Source organism: Consotaella aegiceratis, assembly GCF_036541425.1.
In the GTDB taxonomy this organism is placed as follows: domain Bacteria; phylum Pseudomonadota; class Alphaproteobacteria; order Rhizobiales; family Rhizobiaceae; genus Consotaella; species Consotaella aegiceratis.
Window position 1 is genome coordinate 1 of the sequence record NZ_JAZHFT010000020.1, and the last position, 19,190, is coordinate 19,190.

The 19,190-nt window shown below is 64.8% G+C and carries 19 protein-coding genes, 1 tRNA gene and 1 pseudogene; 7 read left to right on the plus strand and 14 right to left on the minus strand.

Annotated features, from left to right (window positions below; all coding sequences use genetic code 11):
* Window positions 1-116 (minus strand): annotated as a pseudogene (locus tag SMD10_RS14140) (IS200/IS605 family transposase); the annotation flags it as partial.
* Window positions 117-304: 188 nt separating this feature from the next.
* Window positions 305-670, minus strand: coding sequence for a flagellar export protein FliJ (locus SMD10_RS14145; protein WP_331686355.1), 366 nt, complete (start codon window positions 668-670; stop codon window positions 305-307).
* Between the two features lie 387 nt (window positions 671-1,057).
* Here SMD10_RS14145 and ctrA point away from each other — a divergent pair, with 387 nt between their 5' ends.
* Window positions 1,058-1,753, plus strand: a complete 696-nt coding sequence (ctrA, locus tag SMD10_RS14150) for a response regulator transcription factor CtrA (protein WP_331686356.1) — start codon at window positions 1,058-1,060, stop codon at window positions 1,751-1,753.
* A gap of 177 nt (window positions 1,754-1,930) precedes the next feature.
* On the opposite strand, the gene SMD10_RS14155 is transcribed toward ctrA, so the two are convergent.
* A complete protein-coding gene (locus SMD10_RS14155) occupies window positions 1,931-2,305 on the minus strand; it encodes a response regulator (RefSeq protein WP_331686357.1) in 375 nt (124 codons plus the stop codon).
* Between the two features lie 129 nt (window positions 2,306-2,434).
* The gene (chpT, locus tag SMD10_RS14160) at window positions 2,435-3,073 is read right to left on the minus strand and encodes a histidine phosphotransferase ChpT (RefSeq protein WP_331686358.1); all 639 of its coding nucleotides are present in this window, start codon (window positions 3,071-3,073) and stop codon (window positions 2,435-2,437) included.
* A 246-nt stretch (window positions 3,074-3,319) separates the two neighbouring features.
* On the opposite strand from chpT, the gene SMD10_RS14165 reads away from it, so the two are divergent.
* Window positions 3,320-3,901: a DUF1134 domain-containing protein gene (locus tag SMD10_RS14165; RefSeq protein WP_331686359.1), complete on the plus strand. Its 582-nt coding sequence runs from the start codon at window positions 3,320-3,322 to the stop codon at window positions 3,899-3,901.
* Window positions 3,902-4,044: 143 nt separating this feature from the next.
* Window positions 4,045-5,166 carry a coiled-coil domain-containing protein gene (locus tag SMD10_RS14170; protein ID WP_331686360.1) on the plus strand — a complete coding sequence of 374 codons (1,122 nt, stop codon included), beginning with the start codon at window positions 4,045-4,047 and terminating at the stop codon, window positions 5,164-5,166.
* Here the strand turns inward: SMD10_RS14170 and SMD10_RS14175 are convergent.
* From SMD10_RS14175 to SMD10_RS14185, 3 genes are all read right to left on the minus strand, one after another.
* Window positions 5,157-5,978 (minus strand): TrmH family RNA methyltransferase, encoded by an 822-nt coding sequence (locus SMD10_RS14175; protein ID WP_331686361.1) that lies wholly within the window; start codon window positions 5,976-5,978, stop codon window positions 5,157-5,159. The genes SMD10_RS14170 and SMD10_RS14175 overlap by 10 nt on opposite strands.
* 43 nt (window positions 5,979-6,021) lie before the next feature.
* Window positions 6,022-6,213, minus strand: a complete 192-nt coding sequence (locus tag SMD10_RS14180; RefSeq protein ID WP_331686362.1) for a hypothetical protein — start codon at window positions 6,211-6,213, stop codon at window positions 6,022-6,024.
* A 139-nt stretch (window positions 6,214-6,352) separates the two neighbouring features.
* Complete coding sequence (locus tag SMD10_RS14185) at window positions 6,353-6,979, minus strand: hypothetical protein (protein ID WP_331686363.1); 627 nt, start codon at window positions 6,977-6,979, stop codon at window positions 6,353-6,355.
* Window positions 6,980-7,206: 227 nt separating this feature from the next.
* Here SMD10_RS14185 and SMD10_RS14190 point away from each other — a divergent pair, with 227 nt between their 5' ends.
* Complete coding sequence (locus SMD10_RS14190) at window positions 7,207-7,653, plus strand: MerR family transcriptional regulator (RefSeq protein ID WP_331686364.1); 447 nt, start codon at window positions 7,207-7,209, stop codon at window positions 7,651-7,653.
* 748 nt (window positions 7,654-8,401) lie between these two features.
* On the opposite strand, the gene SMD10_RS14195 is transcribed toward SMD10_RS14190, so the two are convergent.
* Together SMD10_RS14195 and SMD10_RS14200 are read right to left on the minus strand one after the other, a co-directional pair.
* Window positions 8,402-8,477 (minus strand) — tRNA-Glu (locus SMD10_RS14195).
* 71 nt (window positions 8,478-8,548) lie between these two features.
* Window positions 8,549-8,914, minus strand: coding sequence for a hypothetical protein (locus SMD10_RS14200; protein WP_331686442.1), 366 nt, complete (start codon window positions 8,912-8,914; stop codon window positions 8,549-8,551).
* A gap of 51 nt (window positions 8,915-8,965) precedes the next feature.
* On the opposite strand from SMD10_RS14200, the gene SMD10_RS14205 reads away from it, so the two are divergent.
* Window positions 8,966-9,964, plus strand: coding sequence for an RluA family pseudouridine synthase (locus tag SMD10_RS14205; protein ID WP_331686437.1), 999 nt, complete (start codon window positions 8,966-8,968; stop codon window positions 9,962-9,964).
* Between the two features lie 196 nt (window positions 9,965-10,160).
* Entirely contained in the window at window positions 10,161-11,066 is a 906-nt protein-coding gene (gene rpoH / locus SMD10_RS14210; RefSeq protein WP_331686365.1) for an RNA polymerase sigma factor RpoH, read from the plus strand.
* A gap of 147 nt (window positions 11,067-11,213) precedes the next feature.
* On the opposite strand, the gene SMD10_RS14215 is transcribed toward rpoH, so the two are convergent.
* A complete protein-coding gene (locus SMD10_RS14215; protein WP_331686366.1) occupies window positions 11,214-13,271 on the minus strand; it encodes a hypothetical protein in 2,058 nt (685 codons plus the stop codon).
* A 40-nt stretch (window positions 13,272-13,311) separates the two neighbouring features.
* Window positions 13,312-14,601 (minus strand): adenylosuccinate synthase, encoded by a 1,290-nt coding sequence (locus SMD10_RS14220; protein ID WP_331686367.1) that lies wholly within the window; start codon window positions 14,599-14,601, stop codon window positions 13,312-13,314.
* Window positions 14,602-14,796: 195 nt separating this feature from the next.
* Between SMD10_RS14220 and SMD10_RS14225 the strand changes: the two genes are divergently transcribed.
* Complete coding sequence (locus SMD10_RS14225) at window positions 14,797-15,735, plus strand: DMT family transporter (RefSeq protein ID WP_331686368.1); 939 nt, start codon at window positions 14,797-14,799, stop codon at window positions 15,733-15,735.
* A gap of 30 nt (window positions 15,736-15,765) precedes the next feature.
* Here SMD10_RS14225 and serA read toward each other — a convergent pair whose 3' ends face one another.
* From serA to SMD10_RS14240, 3 genes are all read right to left on the minus strand, one after another.
* Window positions 15,766-17,358: a phosphoglycerate dehydrogenase gene (gene serA / locus SMD10_RS14230; RefSeq protein WP_331686369.1), complete on the minus strand. Its 1,593-nt coding sequence runs from the start codon at window positions 17,356-17,358 to the stop codon at window positions 15,766-15,768.
* Window positions 17,359-17,464: 106 nt separating this feature from the next.
* Window positions 17,465-17,920, minus strand: coding sequence for an L-alanine exporter AlaE (alaE, locus tag SMD10_RS14235; RefSeq protein WP_331686370.1), 456 nt, complete (start codon window positions 17,918-17,920; stop codon window positions 17,465-17,467).
* A gap of 65 nt (window positions 17,921-17,985) precedes the next feature.
* On the minus strand, window positions 17,986-19,161 hold the full coding sequence (locus tag SMD10_RS14240) for a phosphoserine transaminase (RefSeq protein ID WP_331686371.1): 1,176 nt from the start codon (window positions 19,159-19,161) through the stop codon (window positions 17,986-17,988).
* Window positions 19,162-19,190 lie beyond the last annotated feature (29 nt).

Below are 19,190 nucleotides of genomic sequence, written 5' to 3' on the forward strand. Positions count from 1 at the left end.
TGATCGCCCAATTCACGGCGCAACTCTCCATAAAGCCTTTTCATTCGGTATTTACTTGCAAATACGAGGTGATATTTGCAGTCCCACGTCGAGTGGGATAGATGGTTATCGTCCACTATGACCTCCGCTCTTGCCCACTTCGTGGCTCAAGCACGGAGGTTTCTTTTATACGGTGTCGAACCCATCTGCTCCTCCACCAGAGGTGGAGGTTTTTTTCGATGAAATAAAAGGCGGCCCGATGGGACCGCCTCGACGCAGGCAACACCAGAAAAAAATGCCGCCCGCTGAAAGGCGGACGGCGCTGTCAGGCGCTCAAGGGGCGCCGGTCGTCCTGGTCGCGTGCATGGTCGCGCTGCTCCAGCTTCTCGGCGTTGGCGAGTTCGGCCTCCGCCTCTTCCAGCGCGATCCGCGCGGCGTTGATCTGCACCCGCAGATCCTTGACCGAATTCATCAGATTGTCGCGCCGTGCCCGCGCCGCCTTGGCGAAGGTCGGATAGGCGAAGTGCGTCACATCCGTAATGCCCGACTTCCTCTCCTCGCTGGCGATCTGGGTGTCCAGATCGGTCGCCATCTTCTCGAACTCGACCATCATCAGTTCGAGCTGCTCGACCTGTCGACGCTTCTCGTTGACCTTGAAGCGCGTCAGGCGCACGAGGTTGTCCCGCTTCATCTTGCTATCCCACTCTCGGGGGCGCACCGCGGCCGCGGCAATCCCCTTTTCACGACACACGGCGGTTTCGGGCAAGCCTCATGAGGTAATGCTCTTAACCGTCTATTTACGCGCACCGTTAATCATAGGGGTCAGGATTTAAGGCCGGGTAAATCGATCCCGTCCGAACACCGCAATGTCGAGCGGGCTCCGCAAAAAGCGAAAGCTGTCACAAAGGAGCAGTTTGGGCGTCGGCTATCAATGTGCGGCTACCGCCGCGAAAAGCTGCCTATGATGGGCAAAGACTTTTTGTTAACCATTCCATGACAAGAACTGTCATGGGGTGCATGGAGCAAAGAATCTTGCCGGAATTGTGGCTTTCGGTGGGGCGGCTAAGGGGAAGAAGTAATGCGCGTTCTTTTGATCGAGGATGACAGCGCAGTAGCTCAGAGCATTGAGCTCATGCTGAAATCTGAAAGCTTCAATGTCTATACCACCGACCTTGGTGAGGAAGGCGTCGATCTCGGAAAGCTATACGACTACGACATCATTCTGCTGGATCTCAATCTTCCCGATATGTCTGGCTACGAGGTGCTGCGGACACTGCGCCTGTCCAAGGTGAAGACGCCGATCCTTATCCTGTCCGGCATGGCCGGCATCGAGGACAAGGTGCGCGGTCTCGGCTTCGGTGCCGACGACTACATGACCAAGCCCTTCCACAAGGACGAGCTGGTCGCCCGCATCCACGCCATCGTTCGCCGTTCCAAGGGGCACGCCCAGTCGGTCATCATCACCGGCGACCTTACCGTCAATCTCGATGCCAAGACTGTCGAGGTGAACGGCCAGCGCGTGCATCTGACCGGCAAGGAATATGCGATGCTGGAGCTCCTGTCGCTACGCAAGGGCACCACGCTGACCAAGGAAATGTTCCTGAACCACCTCTATGGCGGCATGGACGAGCCCGAGCTGAAGATCATCGACGTCTTCATCTGCAAGCTGCGCAAGAAGCTGGCCACCGCCACCGACGGCAAGAACTATATCGAGACGGTCTGGGGCCGCGGCTACGTGCTGCGCGAGCCGGAACAGGATACCCGCGCCGCCTGAGCGTTGGACGACACCCCTTCTCCCCTGCCCTTGCCCCATAAATCCAGACCCGGTTTCCACGCGATGGAGCCCGGGTCTCGTCGTATTTCGGACCCCGGCCCGCTCGCAGCCCCTCCCGGGTCCCGATCGACCAATCGTCTTCGTCCGAGCCGGTCGCGGCGGCCTCGGCCCGAGACCCTACGCCGCCGCGCCCATATAGGGCGCCAGCCAGGCGGTCAGACGCTCGCGATCGAACGGCTTGAAGATGAAACCGGTGGCGCCGGCCCGCTTGAAGCGCGTCATCTTGCCCAGGTTCGGATCGACCAGCAGCGCCAGGATCACCGGATCGCGACCGCCTTTCAACTCGCGGATCGCGCGAACGAGCTCTTCGCCCGGCCGGTCGGGCAGCGTCGCGGCGACGATGACCAGGTCCGGCGGCGTGTCGTTGCCGATCAGCTGCAGCGCCTCCTCGGCGGACCCGACCCCGTCGACCATCATGCCCATCTGAAACATGATGCGAGCGGCGACCTTGCGGATGACTTCCGATTCGTCGACGACTAGACAGGTGTGCATGCGAGCCTCGCGTGATCCGTGGTCTCGCGCCAAACAACGACGCTGACGGCCACGTTAACGCGGCCGGTTTGCATTATCCTTGCCCGATATCGGTAATTTTCAGTGAATCTGACAAAGTTCCGGTTGAGCTTACGCTGCCGGAGACGCAACCAGCGTGACGCTGTCCTCGCCCACCGAAAGAGCGATCGACAAGCCGGCTTCCTCGGCCAGAAGCAGCGCGTAGTAAGGCTGAATCCCGTAGGAATCGAGCGGCTCGGTCAGCCCGTTGCCGTCCAACATGGCCAGAAACTTGTCGGGGACGCGCAGCCTCGGCCCCGTGGCCACGATGGTCAGACGGGGCTCGGTTTCCGGCGTTTCGACCGTGACGTCCACGGTGCCGCCGCGTGGCAGGCAGGCATTGGCGACCAAGACGAGGTTCAGCAAGGTCTTGGCGATGTTTTTCGGCACATAGGCCCGTTCTCCCGTCCACGACAGAGCCGGACGTTCGAAGGCCATGAACCCCTCGGCCACGCCTCGCGCGTCCCCCAGGTCCAGCGAGGCGGTGGTCGATCCCGAGGCGCCGAATGCGATCCGGGCGAACTGCAGCTTTGCCACGGCGCTCTTCGTCGAACTGCGGACAAGCGCCATGGCGTCGGGATCATCCGGAATTTCCTCGAGCAATTCGAGCCCGCTCTGGATCGCTCCCACCGGCGAGATAATGTCATGGCACAGTCGGCTCGCGAGAAGGGCCGCCAGATCCGCGGCCGATACATCGGGAAGGTTGGTCATGATGAATCCGATCGTCACTGATGGGCACGGCGCTGGCCGAATCGCGGCGCCGTGCAGGCGGCTCAAAATGAGTCGACCAGGCGAATCCGTCAACAGATGGCTGATGCGCCGGTTCGAATGTTCACGATTCCATTAGGCAGTTGGAAACCATGATCTGGTCCAATGGGGCCGGAGGATCGCGCCGGGCGGAGCTTTGTTGACGTCCGGCTGCCGGTCAAACTCGTGGAATCCTCGAAAGGAAAGCCCATGCTTCGCCTCCGTTCTTGCTTGCGAAACCTCCTGTTGGCAGGGCTCCTCGCGCTTACGGGCGTGGCTGCCGGCGGTGCGCCGGCTCGCGCTCAGCAGACGACCTATACGTTCGACGAAGTGGTCGCTGAAGGCCACCGCTTCTTCGGCTCGACATCGGGCAGCCTGGCCCAACTGATCGAAAGAGCCTTTCAGCAGTATGGCCTGCCCAACGGCTATATCCTGGGCGAGGAAGCGACCGGCGCGTTCTTTGCCGGCCTTCGCTTCGGCGAGGGCACGCTGTTCACCAAGAATGCCGGTGAACACAAGGTCTTCTGGCAGGGTCCGTCGCTCGGCTTCGACGTCGGCGGCGATGGCAACCGGACGATGATGCTGGTCTACAACCTTCCCTCGGTCGAAGCGATGTACGGCCGTTTCGGCGGTGTCACCGGCAGCGCCTACCTGGTCGGCGGCGTCGGCATGACGGTGCTGGAGCGCGACAACATCATGATCGTTCCCGTGAAGACCGGCATCGGCGCTCGCCTTGGGCTCAATTTGGGCTATCTCAAGATCACGCCGATGCCGACTTGGAATCCGTTCTGAGCGGCAGGCATCGGCGCAGCCCCGTGGCGGTTCGTTCGAGCGGCCATAGACTGTAGCCCGGCCGATCGGCCATGCGGTGGCGGGACCGATGCGTTGGTCCCGCCCTGTCGTGCGTTCGGCATCTGATCTGCCAGAGGTTCGCCATGGTCTTCCTTGGCCTCGTCTTTCTGCTCGGCGTCCTGGTTGCGAGCTTCGCGGCGCTGCTCATTGCGCCGCTGGTGTGGCGCAAGGCGCAGCATTTTGCCTGGCGCGAATTCGAAGCGGCGATTCCGACGACCAGCAACGAGGCCCGTGCCCAGGTCGACGCCGCACGCGCTCGCGCGGCGATGACCGTCCGTCGACAGGAAATCCAGGCGACCGAGACGCTGGAGCGCGCCACCCGCGAGCGCGCCGCCGCCGGGCGGATCGCGGTCGAGAATGCCGATTTGCGCACGCAGGCGCGCAACCTCGAACGGCGCATCGACGAATTGGAAGAGGAATTGGCCGCCCTGCGCGAACTGCTGGCGTCGCGCGAGAATGAAAACGAGCGTCTGTCCGGCTCGCTGCAGGAGACCAGGGACGACCTGGCCGAACGCGTCGGCGAGATCGCGGCGCTGGAGGAACGGCTACGCGAACTGGCGGGCTATGCGGAAGAGCGCAAGATGACGGTCATCGCTCTGGAGGCCAAGCTCGAGCAGGCGTCCGACGAGCTTCGCACGTCCGAACGCCGCATCCACGAGCTGCAGGACGGCACCGAGCGGCTGCGCAGCGAGGCGGCCGGCCTCGATGCCAACTTCAAGCGCGAAAAGTCCCACACCGGGCATCTCGGAGAAAAGCTCGAGCGGCTGGCCGGACTGGTGGCGGACGGAGAGGAAGAGATCGCCCGGCTGCGTCATCGGTTGGCCGAACGGGATGGCGAACCGGCCGCAGCCGATACCGACGCGCCGAGCGTGCCCAGCGCCGGACGCCGCCTTCGATCGGCCCTTGCACGCGACCTGCGGACCTCGCTCGATTCCGCCGAGGAGCAGGCGATCCGCGAGAGGATCGGCGACATCGCGGCGCGCGTGATCCGGCTGACGGCGCTGGCCGAAGGACCCTCCTCGCCCCTGTCGGAAATGATGGCGGAGGGCGACGGGACGGCCCAGCCCGGCCAGCCCCCCAGCCTGGCCGAGCGCGTTCGCCTGCTGGCCGAGCGGGATCGGCAGAAGCTTCCGCCTCCGGGCTTTCGTCGCGGGACGGACCACGCCGACGAGACGGCCGGCATCGGCGACGGAGATCAGCGCTGATCCGAGGCCGGACGATAGAGCCGATGCAAGACGATCGCCGAGGTCGTGGCGACGTTTAGGCTGTCGACGCCGGGAGCGATATCGATCCTGACCGTCTCGACCGTCGTCATGATCCGGTCCGGCAGACCGCGTCCTTCCGTTCCCAGGACGAGAGCCGTCGGCCCGGCCCGGTGCAGCCGGTCGGCGGCGATGCGGCCGGCCGGCGACAGCGCCAGACGGCGAAACCCGGTCTGCGTCAAGGCATCCATCATCGCTTCCGCCGGTCCGAAGCGCAGCAGCGGCACGCGAAAGACCTGCCCCACGGATACCCGGATCGCCTTGCGATAGAACGGATCGCAGCAGGTCTCGTCGATCAGCACGGCGCCGGCGCCGAAGGCCGCGGCATTCCGAAAGACCGCTCCCATATTGTCGTGATTGGCGAGTCCCACGAGGGCGACCACGACCGCCCCCTCCCCCGCCAGCCGGTCGAGCAGCGCGTCCGGTCGGCCGGGCGCTTCGGCCACAGCTTCGCCATGGGCCAGCACGCCGCGATGAATCGGAAAGCCGGCGATCGCATCGATCACCTCCCGTTCGGCGACATAGACCGGAACGTCGTCCGGCAGACGGTCGAGATGGTCCGCCAGGCCGTTCAGGCGATTCTTCAAGATCAGAAGCGCCGTCGGACGAAAGCTCGCCGACGACAGCAGGACGTCGAGAACCACCGTGCCCTCGGCGATGAATCCCCGGCGCCCGACGATGTCGCGCTCGCGAATATCGCGAAAGACTTCGATCCGAGGGTCGCGCGGGTCGGTGACAGAGATCAACAGGGCCATTCTGGGCCGCTTGATGGCTCAGTTTCGCTGCCGCGCGCAAGCCTCAGCTTTGCAAGCGCTGCCGCCGTCGCCAATAGCGCGTCTGCAGCCGCGGTGCGATCATCCAGGCGATCGGGACGGCGACGATGAAGCTCAGCACCGTGACTGTCGGCATCAGCCAGTTCCAGGCTTCGTTGATGGACGGAAAGGACAGAACGAGGATGGTCGCCGCGCCGAACACAACGGCCTGAATCATGCCATAGATGATGATCGCGATGATGAGACGGGTTCTGATGGGTCTACCCGATCGAAAGTGGGTCAAGGTGGACCCATAACTCTCAGGAGGCCAAAAAGTTTGCCTGCAACCCGTCCCGACGCACCAGATCGGTCGGACTTTACCGGATCGAACCCGTGATGGGCGCGGGAGGCGTCGGCAAGGCTCCATAGAAGCTTGCGACGCCGCCGGTCGGCGCATAGCGCTGTCCGACCGTGTACGTACCCAGCGGCACGGCGCCCGGAGGCGTTGGAACCCCGGCGCGCTGAGGCGTCTGCGGTTCGGCGGTGGCGATCCGCTTCTCGACAGTCCGCGCGGATTTCGGCGTGCCGCTCGCCTGCCGCATCAGGGGGCGGCTTCCCGGCAACGGGACGGTGTGGAGCTTGCCGGCCGGGGCTGAAGCAGTCTTGGACGCGGCGCTTGCTTTCGCCTGCTCCGGCGAGCCCGTGCCGCGTGCAGCCGGTATCCGCTGTGCGAGATGCGGCGCCGGCGGGTTGACGATCCGAGTGGGTACGGCGCGCGACGAGGCGGCCTGCATGGGTGTCGATGCCGTGACGGGCGAGCGGACCGACCGCCCCGCCGCGCTTTTCGAAGGCATCAGGGAGCGCGGCATCCAGGTCGACCAGCCCTCGGGGATCGACCCGGTCGCCAGGTCGGCGGCGGGCCCGGCAATCTTTCCGGGACCGATCCAGGCCACGGCCAGCCCGGCGGCCAGAATCCAGCCGCTCGCCGTCATCTTTCGTCCCATTCCACGCCCCCGCCGGTTGTTTCAGGCAGGATCGTAAGCCGGAGTTCTTTCATCCAAGTTTCCGTGGACGAATCGATCGCCCGGCACGGAGTGGCCAGAACAATGGAGCCATGCCCCGGAACTGCCTCAGATCGGAGTCAAATTGGGAAGCGGGGCAAACATTTGTAACACTTCAACCAATTGACCTGCCACTCAGAGAGCAGGACAGTCGCGGCTGGAATACCGAGATGAAAGACGAACGGTCGACAATGCACGAGGAATGTCTCTACCGAATCGGAGACCTTGCAACGGAATTCGGCGTCTCGCACCGTGCGCTTCGCTTCTACGAGGACAAGGGCCTTATCAACCCCGAACGCCAGGGCAACACGCGGCTCTACAGCCGGCGTGATCGGGCACGGCTGAAGCTGGTTCTGCTCAGCCAGAAGCTGGGATTCTCGCTGGCGGAAACCAAGCAGATGATCGACTTGCGCGCCCAGCCGGGGGGCGAGCGGCATCAGTTGGAGGTGGTTCTCCAACGTCTGGACGAACAGCAGCGCGTGCTGCTCGAAGAGTTCGAGGAGATGAAGTCCGCCCTGTCGACGATGGAGCGAACCATCGCTTGCGTGCGTGACAAGCTGAAGTCGAATTCCCTCGGCACGCAAAGCGAGATCGAAGACGTCTTTACGGCTTGTTGAGGTAAAGCTCCTGGAGCTCGGGCCAAAGCATGTCGATCAGTTCGACGGCTTGGCGGTGGTTGATGGGTCGGCTGCCGTAAAGGTCGTTGAAGCCCGCTTGCACGAGCCGCTCGAGATCCGCTCGCCAAACGTCAGCCGATGGCGCGGCGTGATGGCTTGGCGGATTTTCAAGGCCTGTGTCCGTCACGTCGATCCTTCCCCGGCGTCTGCTGTTTTCATTCGGGCAAACGCCCGCGGATCGGCCGGCAGATCGGCCATCTTGCCATCAAGATAGCTGGTTTTGTAAGTTTTCAAACCGAAAAATCAGTGAGCGTGACGGTTTCGTGAGAGGAACGGCACCGGAGCACTCGCCGTGAGGCCGGCGACGCGCAGAGCGTCCGTGCGGCAAGGTGGATGATCATTCTGAGGCAAGGCGTACAGCCGAGATCCGGTCGCGCCCGAAGGCTCTCGCCTCATCATGGCGGTTGGATCCGACAAAAAAGCCCCGCCATCCTCGATCGGGCTGGCGGGGCTTCTGGAGGCCAGCGATTACGCAAACGCACCGGCATCTGGAGAATGGCTCGGTTGGGTTAACGAGCAATGACCATAGCGCTGGGAAGCGAACAAAGTTTTCGCGCGCACGGGGCGCGGCGCGGCAATGGCAGAGACACGGTCGCGGGCTCGCGGAACGTATTCGGCCCTGTCGGGAAGCTTCGCGCCGAACATGAAAAAAGCGCCTGTCGGCGCTTTCCAATGGCATCCGGGCGAATGGTACTCCCAAGGGGAATCGAACCCCTGTTTCCGCCGTGAGAGGGCGGCGTCCTAGACCGCTAGACGATGGGAGCGGGCCGGTGCGCGTCGATATAATGGGCACCTTGCATCAACGCAAGCGCTTTTCGACGCTGCGACGGGATCGTCACCGAGTCTGTTGAAAGTCGTAACGCGCCAGCACCCCGCCGGTGGTCAAATCGACCAGGATCAGACCTTCGCCCCCCTCGTGCTCGACGCGGATCAGTGCGCGGTTGCCGTCGAGGGCCATATCGCGCGGCTGGCTCCCGGCAGGCAGTTCGATGGCCATCGTCCCCGATGGCGTGGCCCGGCCCGCCCCGGCTCCCTCGGACGAGGGTTCGCTCACCTTGTAGACAATGGCGCCGACCACGGTCATAAGCCCTATCACCATGATGCCGGTCGAGACCGCCAGAAGGCGAACCATGCGCCGACGCAGACGTTCGGCTGCCGGGTCCAGCAGCTTTTCGGTCTCGTCGTCTTCGTTCATCGTCATCGCAAGCCCTGGGAGCATCCTATCGGCACCCGTCCTACAGGCCCGGTTGAGATCGAGGCAAGCCGCTTCGTCGTCGAAGCGGACGCGGCCGGCGTGCGCCTCGACCGCTTTCTGGCCGAGCGTGTCGGCACCGACTTGTCGCGCAGCCGCATCCAGTCGCTCATCGAGGCCGGCGCCGTGACCATCGCGGACGCGATCGTCCGGTTGCCCCGGCACAAGGTGGCGGCCGGCGATGCCGTCGCCATCGTCGTGCCGGAGCCCGAGGATCCAATGCCTCAGCCCGAGGCGATCCCGCTCAGTGTCCTGTTCGAGGACGACGCGCTGATCGTCATCGACAAGCCGGCCGGAATGGTTGTCCATCCCGCGCCGGGCAACTGGACGGGAACGCTGGTCAACGCGCTGATCGCCCATTGCGGCGAGAGCCTCTCGGGGATCGGCGGGGTGCGGCGGCCCGGGATCGTGCATCGCCTCGATAAGGACACCAGCGGCGTCATGGTCGTGGCCAAGTCCGACGTGGCCCATCGCGGCCTTGCCGAGCAGTTTGCCGCGCACGGCCGCGACGGTCGCCTGGAACGGTCCTATCAAGCCGTGGTCTGGGGGATCCCCTCCCCCGCAGTCGGCACGATCGACGCGCCGCTCGGCCGCTCCAGCGCCGATCGCACCAAACGAACGGTCAGCCCCTCCGGCCGCGCCGACGCGCGCCATGCGGTGACCCGCTACCACGTTCTGCAATCCCTCGGGTCCGATATTGCCAGTCTCGTCCAATGCCGGCTGGAAACCGGGCGCACCCACCAGATCCGCGTGCACATGGCCCATATCGGCCATCCGCTCGTCGGTGACGATGTCTATGGCGCGGGATTTCGAACCAAGGCCAACAAACTGGATCCCGCGAGCGCCCTGCAGTTGGCCGCCTTCAGGAGGCAGGCGCTGCACGCCTTCCGCCTGGCCTTCGTTCACCCTGTAACCGGCCAACGCCTTGCATTCGAAACAAAAATTCCTTTCGACATGCAGGAACTTGTTATTGCCCTCGATAGTTCCTATCTTGTCTAAGTGACGGAATGCGGCCACAATTATGCGTGATGGCGCGAGTTGCGAGCGAGAAATTCCCGCATCGGCCGCAATTGCGACGAGAAATAAGTCGACATCATTTCAGGCTTGAAAAATTGAGCGCGAATTGGCCCGTCGGCAATTCGCGCAGCTAAACCGGCTTCGGTTCCGAAGCGGTTCTATCTATGGAGGGTGCATTATGGCCCAAATGAATTTGCCGAGCATTGCATCCGGCGAAGGCGGATTGTCCCGCTATCTGGAAGAGATTCGGCGGTTTCCGATGCTGGAGCCGCAGGAAGAATACATGTTGGCCAAGCGCTACGCCGAGCATGGCGACCGCGACGCCGCGCACCGGCTGGTGACCAGCCATCTGCGCCTGGTAGCCAAGATCGCCATGGGCTATCGCGGCTACGGCCTGCCCGTCGGCGAGGTCATCTCGGAAGGCAATGTCGGCCTGATGCAGGCGGTCAAGCGCTTCGATCCCGAACGCGGCTTCCGTCTGGCCACCTATGCGATGTGGTGGATCAAGGCCTCGATCCAGGAATACATCCTGCGTTCGTGGAGCCTCGTGAAGATGGGCACCACCGCCAACCAGAAGCGTCTGTTCTTCAATCTGCGCAAGATGAAGAGCCGTCTTCAGGCGCTGGAGGAAGGCGATCTGCGTCCCGAGCAGGTCAACGAGATCGCCACTCAGCTCGGTGTCTCGGAAGACGAGGTCGTGTCGATGAACCGCCGGCTCACCGGCGACGCCTCGCTCAATGCGCCGATCCGCGCGACGGAAGGTGAATCGGGCGAATGGCAGGATTGGCTCGTCGACCAGTCCGAGAGCCAGGAGGACGTCCTGGCTCAACAGGACGAGTTGGAGCAGCGCCGCGGCCTGCTGCACAATGCCATGGACGTCCTCAACGACCGTGAGCGTCGAATCTTCGAGGCGCGGCGCCTGTCGGAGGATCCGCTGACGCTCGAGGCTCTCTCGGGCGAATTCGACATCAGCCGCGAGCGGGTGCGCCAGATCGAGGTCCGGGCCTTCGAAAAGGTACAGAAGGCCGTGCGCGATTCGGCAGCCCAGGTCGAACGCCAGTCGCTGGAGGCGGCGGAGGCCTGACGCTCTTCCGCGCCGGCCCAGCCAGCGCATACATGCTTCACCTTTCGCCATTACGGTCGTGAAGCAGCGGAACATCAAAAAAAGCCGGCCCCGCAATGCGAAGGCCGGCTTTTTTTGTGACGTCGAGGAAGAGTGGCGATCGAGCCGTCAGGTCTTGGCGGCCCAGGCGTCCAAGGCCTGGCTGAAGACTCGGTCGCCGGGGATGCCCTTCTCGACCGAAATCAGCGCACGGCGGCCGTTCGAATAGGCCAGCGGAATATCGATCCACTCCTGGTTCTTCAGAAGCTGAAGGTTGGTTTCGATCGCTTCGTCCAAATCGTTGAGGGCGATGATGAAAAAGCCGTCCGAGATCTTGCCGGCGACGCCCACCAGCGGCTCGCCGCGCGACTGTTCGGTCGGCTTCAGCGCCAGCCGCTGCACGTTGGCGATCTGGCCGCCGGCAAAGTCCGAGGGCACGTCGAAGGTCAGCTCGATCACATGGCTGGCCGGCAGCGTCACGTCCGTATTGCGCCGGATCATCATCGTCATCTTGATGTTTTCCTCGGGCACGTCGGCCACGGCGCGGATGGCCGGCTCGGTCTTGCCGCCATCGTCCGAGGCCTCCTGAACGAGGCTCCAGACGACCTGGCCGCTGTGCTGAGTCGCCGGCGCGCTCTCCGAGCGCTCCTCGTAGAACATCACCTGCTGGGCCACCGGCACGGCCTGGGCCTGCGGGCCGGTCGACGGCTGAACGGCCGCCGTGGCGGCCGGCGCCTCCTCGGCCTCATCCGCCTCATCCGGATCCGGCTTTACCTCGGCGGGCTCTTCGGTCTGCGACGGCTCGGGCGCGGCCGGCGTCGCGGCCAGACCAGGCACCGGTTCGACCAGCGGCTCCGGCGAGGCAGCGGCGATGTTCGTTCCTTCGTCGAAGGCGTTGCTTGAGTCCACCGCCGGCCCCTCGTCCACCTCCGTACCGTCGGGCAGAAGCCTCTGGGTGAAGCGGCGGTTCGAATCCGGCTGCGGCTGCGGCGTCTCGACGGCGGCGACGTCGGTGGAGGGCTCGGCCTGCGGCGCGCTGTCGGTCTCGGCTTCGGGCGCCGCGGGCTCGGAGGGCGGGGGCGGCACCATTGGTGCCGGCTCATCGGCGGGCTCTTCGCTAGGTGTCGGCGTCGAAGGCACGACGTTGGGAGCCGCCTGCGGCGGCGTACCCGTCGCCACCTCCTGCGGCCGTTGATCCGAGTCGATCAGATAGCCCTGCCACAGGTCGCGCGTGACCCAGGCCGCCGCGCCGGCGCCGATCAAAAGCAGGACGACGACCAGCCCCACCATGAGGCCGCGGGCAGACGAGCGCCGAACGGCGCGCGGGCCTTCCATATCGGCGGGCGGAATGCCCTCCGATCGATAGACGTCGTCGTCCTCGTCGTCATAGACCTCGTCGCGATCCTCGGGCTCCGCCTCGTAGGCCTCGGACGGATAGCGGTTCTCCATCCCGCTGACGGCATAGGGATGGGACTCCGGAAGATAGTTCTCCGGCTCCTCCGGCTCGGTATCGAAGACGGCGACGCCGGAGTCCGGTTCGTCCCGATCCTCATAGGGGCCGGTGGGTTCGTAGGGATCGGCGGGCTGGTATTCGCGGGATGTGCTACGGCCTTCGGGCACCCGCGTTTCGTTCCAACCGGCATCGTCCGCCGGCTCGGGCCGCGATTCGGGATGTCGGGCGGCCCAGGACGGTGGCGCGCCGGCGGGACGGGATGCCTCGGCCGCGGGCTCTGCGCGCGCCGGCGCCACAGGATTGGGCGACCTCGGCATCGGAGGTGGCGCCGGGGTGGATACCGGCTCGTCGTGCGACGGCACCGGCCGCCTTACCGGCGCGGCCGGTGGCGGCGGAGCCGCAGTTCTCGGCTCGACGATCGGCGCAGGCACAACCGGCACGTCCTGCGGCTCGGGCTCCGGCTCCGGCTTCGGCTTCGGCTTCGGCTTCGGCGCCGGTTCAGGCTCGGACGGCGCGGCCTCGAGGGCAAGGTAGTGGTCTTCGGTCTCGCCGATCGCCTCTTCCAGCGCGGTGAGGCGCGCCTCGGCCACGCCGTCCGGCAGCGGCGGATTGGCCGCTTCGATCTGTCGCACGATGGCGGCCCGGGCCTTTTCGTAAACCTTGGCCCGAAGCTGCGGCGTCGCGTTTGGAAGCCCGTCGATGGTCTTGCGCAGAACCGCGCCCAAGTCCGCCATGGATTGCAGTCACTCGCCTGTACTTGAAAGGGTTAGAACCCTAGTCTTCAAACGGATCACGAACAAGTATCGTGTCTTCTCTCTCCGGAGAGGTTGACAAAAGCGTGACGGGCGCGCCGACAAGCTCCTCTATGTGCCTGACATATTTGACGGCTTGCGCCGGAAGGTCGCTCCAGCGGCGCGCTCCGGCGGTGGTCTCCTGCCAGCCCTCCAAGGTTTCGTAGATCGGCTCGACCCGCATCTGGTCGGCAAGACTTGCGGGCAGATAGTCGATCTCCTGCCCATCCAGCTTGTAGCCGACGCAGATCTTGATCTCCTTGAGACCATCCAGCACGTCGAGCTTGGTGAGCGCCATGCCGTGCAGGCCGTTCAGCGCCACCGCCTGGCGCACCAGCACCGCATCGAACCAGCCGCAGCGGCGCTTGCGCCCGGTCACGACGCCGAATTCGCGTCCTTTTTCACCCAGGAACTGGCCCACCTCGTTGACCTGCTCGGTGGGAAACGGCCCCTCGCCGACGCGGGTCGTATAAGCCTTGACGATGCCGAGGATGAAGCCGGTGCTGCCGGGGCCCAGACCCGAGCCGGCCGCGGCCTGGCCGGCCACCGTGTTCGACGAGGTGACGAAGGGATAGGTGCCGTGGTCGATGTCGAGCAGCGTGCCCTGCGCGCCCTCGAAGAGGATACGATCGCCCCGGCGCCGGCGTTCGTCGAGCAGCCGCCAGACGCGATCGATATAGGGCGTGATCTGATCGGCGACCGAGGTCAGCTCCTCCAGGATCGTCGAGGCCTCGATCTCTTCCTTGCCCAGTCCGCGGCGCAGCGGATTGTGATGCGCCAGCAGCCGCTCGATGCGGTCTGGCAGGCTTTCGAGGTTCGCCAGGTCCATGACCCGGATGGCGCGGCGGCCGACCTTGTCCTCGTAGGCCGGGCCGATGCCGCGTCCGGTGGTGCCGATCCGGGTTCCGGTGTTGGAGCTTTCGCGAATCGCGTCGAGCTCGCGGTGCAGCGACAGGATCAGCGCCGCGTTGTCGGCGATGCGCAGGGTCTCGGGCCGGATCGTCACGCCCTGCTCTTCGATTCGCTTCTTCTCCGCGACGAAGGCATGCGGGTCGAAGACCACCCCGTTGCCGATTACCGACAACTTGCCCCGCACGACGCCCGAGGGCATCAGCGACAGCTTGTAGGACACGCCGTCGACGACCAGGGTGTGGCCGGCATTATGCCCGCCCTGGAAGCGAACGACCACGTCGGCCCGCTCCGACAACCAATCGACGATCTTGCCTTTTCCCTCGTCACCCCATTGCGATCCGATGACGACGACGTTTGCCATGGTGTCTCCTCCGGGCGGCGGTGCGCCCGATGTCCGCGCGTTACGGCAAAGCTTATAGTGAAGGCTGCGCCGCGACGCGAGCCGGCAAGCCGTCTTCTTTGCCGCGGCTCACCGATTTCCCGTTTTCGGCGATCGAGGTGTGTCCGGTGCCGCTTCATGGGTTGCGGCGCCGCGATAGACGGCTAAACGGGAGCGATGTTGTCCCGCATGCGCCATCCCTACGTCCTTCTGGTCTTCACCACGCTCTTCTGGGGCGGCAACGCGATCGCCGGCAAGCTTGCCGTCGGCCACGTCTCGCCGATGATGCTGACCCTGCTGCGCTGGTCGCTGTCGGTGGCGCTGATCGCGCCCTTCGCGCTCGGGCATGTGCGCCGCGATTGGCCGATGATCCTGCCGCGCCTGCCGGTGCTGTTCGCGCTGGGCGCCACCGGCTTCACCCTGTTCAATGCCATCTTCTACGTGGCGGTGACCTACACCACCGCCATCAACGTGACGATCGAGCAGTCGGCGATGCCGCTCATCGTCTTTCTCGGCAATTTCGTGCTGTTTCGGGCACGCGTGGCGCCGCTCCAGATCGCTGGCTTCGCTTTGACGCTGGTCGGCGTGATGCTGACAGCGTCGCACGGCGAACTGCGGACGCTGCTCGCCCTCGAACTCAATCGCGGCGACGCGATCATGATGATCGCCGTCTTCGTCTATGCCGCCTATACGGTGGGGCTCCGGTTTCGCCCCCCGATCCATTGGCTGAGCCTGATTTTTATGCTGGCGGCAAGCGCCTGGATCGCCGCCATCCCCTTCGCCGCCTTCGAATGGTGGAGCGGCAACGCGCGACTGCCGGATGCCCAGGGCTTCGCCGTCGGCCTCTACACCAGCGTCTTCGCCTCGCTGCTGGCACAGACGCTCTACATCCAGGGTGTCGGATCGATCGGTGCGAATCGAGCGAATCTCTTCGTCAATCTCGTGCCGATCTTCGGCGCGGCCCTGTCGGTCATCGTCCTTCGCGAGGAGCTTCAGCTCTATCACGTCGCCGCCCTCGCCTTCGTCCTGTGCGGCATCACGCTGGCCGAGCATGCCGGACGGAGAAACGCCCAGCCGGACGCGAAAACGGCGCCCCACCCGCGCGGGACGCCGTAACCCGTTAAACCGGATCGGATCGATCCGATCTCAGATGTCGAAGACCAGGGGCTTGGCCTGACCGATCGCGTCGAGCGCGCGGATCTGCGCCAAAAACGCCTCGCTCGGCTCCTCGTCGAGGTAGAGCAGCGCGATGGCGTTGCCGCCCTGCTCGTCGCGGCCCAGCTGGAAGTTGGCGATGTTGACGCCGTTCTTGCCGAAGGTCATGCCGAGCTGGCCGATGACGCCCGGCGTGTCCTGGTTGGTCGTGTAGAGCATGTAGCGCCCGACTTCGGCCTCCATGTTGATGCCCTTGATCTGGATGAAGCGGGGCTTGCCGTCCTGGAAGCAGGTGCCGGCGATGGAGCGCGTCTGCTTCTCCGTCTTCACCGTCACCTTGATGTAGCCGTCGAAGACGCCGGTCTTGTCGCGGCGCACTTCCGAGAGCCTGATGCCCCGTTCCTTCGCCATGATCGGCGCCGAGACCATGTTGACCGTCTGGACCAGGGGTTTCAGCAACCCGGCCAGCGCCGCGCTGGTCAGCGCCTTGGTGTTCATCGAGGCCGGCGCGCCGTCATAGAGGATTTCGACTTCCTCGATCGGGTTTTCCGTCACCTGGCCGGTAAACGACCCCAGGATTTCCGCCAGACGCACGAAGGGCGTCAGAATAGGCGCCTCCTCGGCGGTGATCGACGGCATGTTCAGCGCGTTGGAGACCGCGCCGTCGACCAGATAGTCCGCCATCTGCTGGGCGACCTGCAGGGCGACGTTCTCCTGCGCCTCCTGGGTCGAAGCGCCCAGATGCGGCGTGCAGACGACGTTGTCGAGGCCGAAGAGCGGGCTCTCCTTGGCGGGCTCGGTTTCGAACACGTCGATGCCGGCGCCGGCCACCTTGCCGCTCTTCAGGGCTTCGACCAGATCCGCCTCGACCACGAGGCCGCCGCGGGCGCAGTTGATGATCCGCACGCCGTCCTTCATCTTCGCGATCCCCGCCGCGTCGATGATGCCACGGGTCTTGTCGGTCAGCGGCGTGTGCAGCGTGATGAAGTCGGCGCGCTTGAACAGGTCGTCGAGTTCGACCTTCTCCACGCCGAGCTGCGCGGCACGCTCCGCCGACAGGAAGGGATCGAAGGCAACCACCTTCATCTTCAACCCGACGCCGCGCGTCGCCACGATCGAGCCAATATTGCCGCAGCCGATGATGCCCAGCGTCTTGCCGGTGATCTCGACGCCCATGAAGCGGTTCTTTTCCCACTTGCCGGCCTGGGTGGAGGCATCGGCCGCCGGCAGTTGCCGGGCCAGCGCGAACATCAGTGCGATGGCGTGTTCGGCCGTCGTGATGGAGTTGCCGAAGGGCGTGTTCATCACGATGATACCCTTGCGGGAAGCGGCGGGAATGTCGACGTTGTCGACCCCGATGCCGGCGCGGCCGATCACCTTCAGCCGGTCGGTCGCTGCGATGACCTTTTCCGTCACCTTGGTGGCGGAGCGGATGGCAAGGCCATCATATTCGCCGATGATCTCCAGCAGCTTGTCCTTGTCCTTGCCGACGTCGGGCAGATAGTCGACGTCGACGCCGCGATCCTTGAAGATCTGCACGGCGGTCGTGGAAAGCTTGTCGGAAACGAGAACGCGCGGTGCCATGGGTGGCCTCCTGTCGAGATGAAAGGGACGACGGCGTCCCGGTTTGACGTTCGAAAAGCGAAAAACGGAGGGCCGCGATCGCGGTCCGACCGGAATACTCGGAGGCTCAGCCGCCCAGCGACATCGGCTTCTGGCCCGGCCCTGCCAGGCCGAAGAGACGGCGGACGAAATCGAGCCACAGGCCGTAGGGGCGGCCGAGAACGATCATCAGCAGCGCAAACCCGGCAGCGCCCTTGACGATCGCCCACCCTTGCGCACCACCCGCGACGATGATGGCGACATAGATCGGCACCTGAAAGGCCAGGAGCGCCAAGCCGTCCGCTGCCAGCGTCATCCACGGCGTCGCTGGACTGATCCGGGCAAGGAGCCAGTCCCGCCACAGACCGTAGGGGCGTGCCGTCAGCACCATCAACGGTGCGCCGATGGAGCGAGAGACCAAAACCTGATCCCAGGTCATATCGGCCACGAAGCGCTCGTTGAGCCCGCTGGTGATGGTGAAGAAGACGACGAGCGCCGAGGTATCGGCGACGAAGCTGCGTGTTCTGGTCGATGATAGCTTCATGACCCGGTCCCACGCCGCTTCGCCGGATTGCGCCCTGCCCCGTGCGAGCTCGTCGCCCCCGACGATCACGCCGCCTTGGCGAGGCCTGCCTTCTGCTGTTCGTAAGCCCAGCAGATCCAGGGCATCAGCGCTTCGAGATCGGATGCCTCGATCGTGCTGCCGCACCAGATCCGCAGCCCTGCCGGGGCATCGCGATAGGCGTTGATGTCGAGCGCCACGCCTTCCTTCTCCAGAAGGGTAGCGACGCCCTTGGCGAAGGCCGCCTGCTCGGCGTCCGGCAGTGCCGTGACCTCGGGATCGGTGAAGGTGAGGCAGACGGACGTGTTAGAGCGGATCTCGGGGTCCTTGGCCAGGAAGCCGATCCACGGCCGCGTCTCGACGAACTTCTCGACCACCGCGAGGTTGGCGTTGGCGCGGGCCTTCAAGGCGACCAGGCCGCCGATCGATTTGGCCCAGGCCAGTGCGTCGAGATAGTCCTCGACGCACAGCATCGACGGCGTATTGATGGTTTCGCCCTTGAAGATGCCTTCGATCAGCTTACCGCCCTTGGTAAGGCGGAAGATCTTCGGCAGCGGCCAGGCCGGCTTGTAGGTCTCCAGCCGCTCGACCGCGCGGGGGCTGAGGATGAGGATGCCGTGCGCCGCTTCGCCGCCGAGCACCTTCTGCCAGGAGAAGGTGACGACATCGAGCTTGTCGAAGGGAAGGTCCTGGGCGAAGGCGGCCGACGTCGCATCGCAGAGCGTCAGGCCCTGGCGCGTCGCCGGGATCACTTCACCGTCGGGAACCCGCACGCCCGAAGTGGTGCCGTTCCACGTGAAGACCACGTCGCGATCGAAGTCGACCTGGGCGAAATCCACGATCTCGCCATAGGGGGCGTTGAAGGTGCGCGCATCGGCGATCTGAAGCTGCTTGACGATATCCGTCACCCAGCCGGAGCCAAAGGATTCCCACGCCAGCACGTCGACGCCTCGGGCGCCGAGCAGCGACCACATCGCCATCTCGAAAGCGCCGGTGTCGGACGCCGGCACGATACCGATTCGGTAGTCGGCGGGCACGCCTAGAATTTCGCGGGTTTCGTCGATTGCCTGGGCAAGCTTGCTCTTGCCGTCCTTGGCGCGATGCGAGCGTCCGAGCGCCGCATCCTGCAAGGCCGCGAACGACCAGCCGGGTCGCTTCGCACAGGGTCCAGAAGAAAAACGGGGATTGGCCGGATACACGCCCGGCTTGGCGACAGTCGTCATGGTAACTACCCTTTCAGATAGGTGCCCCT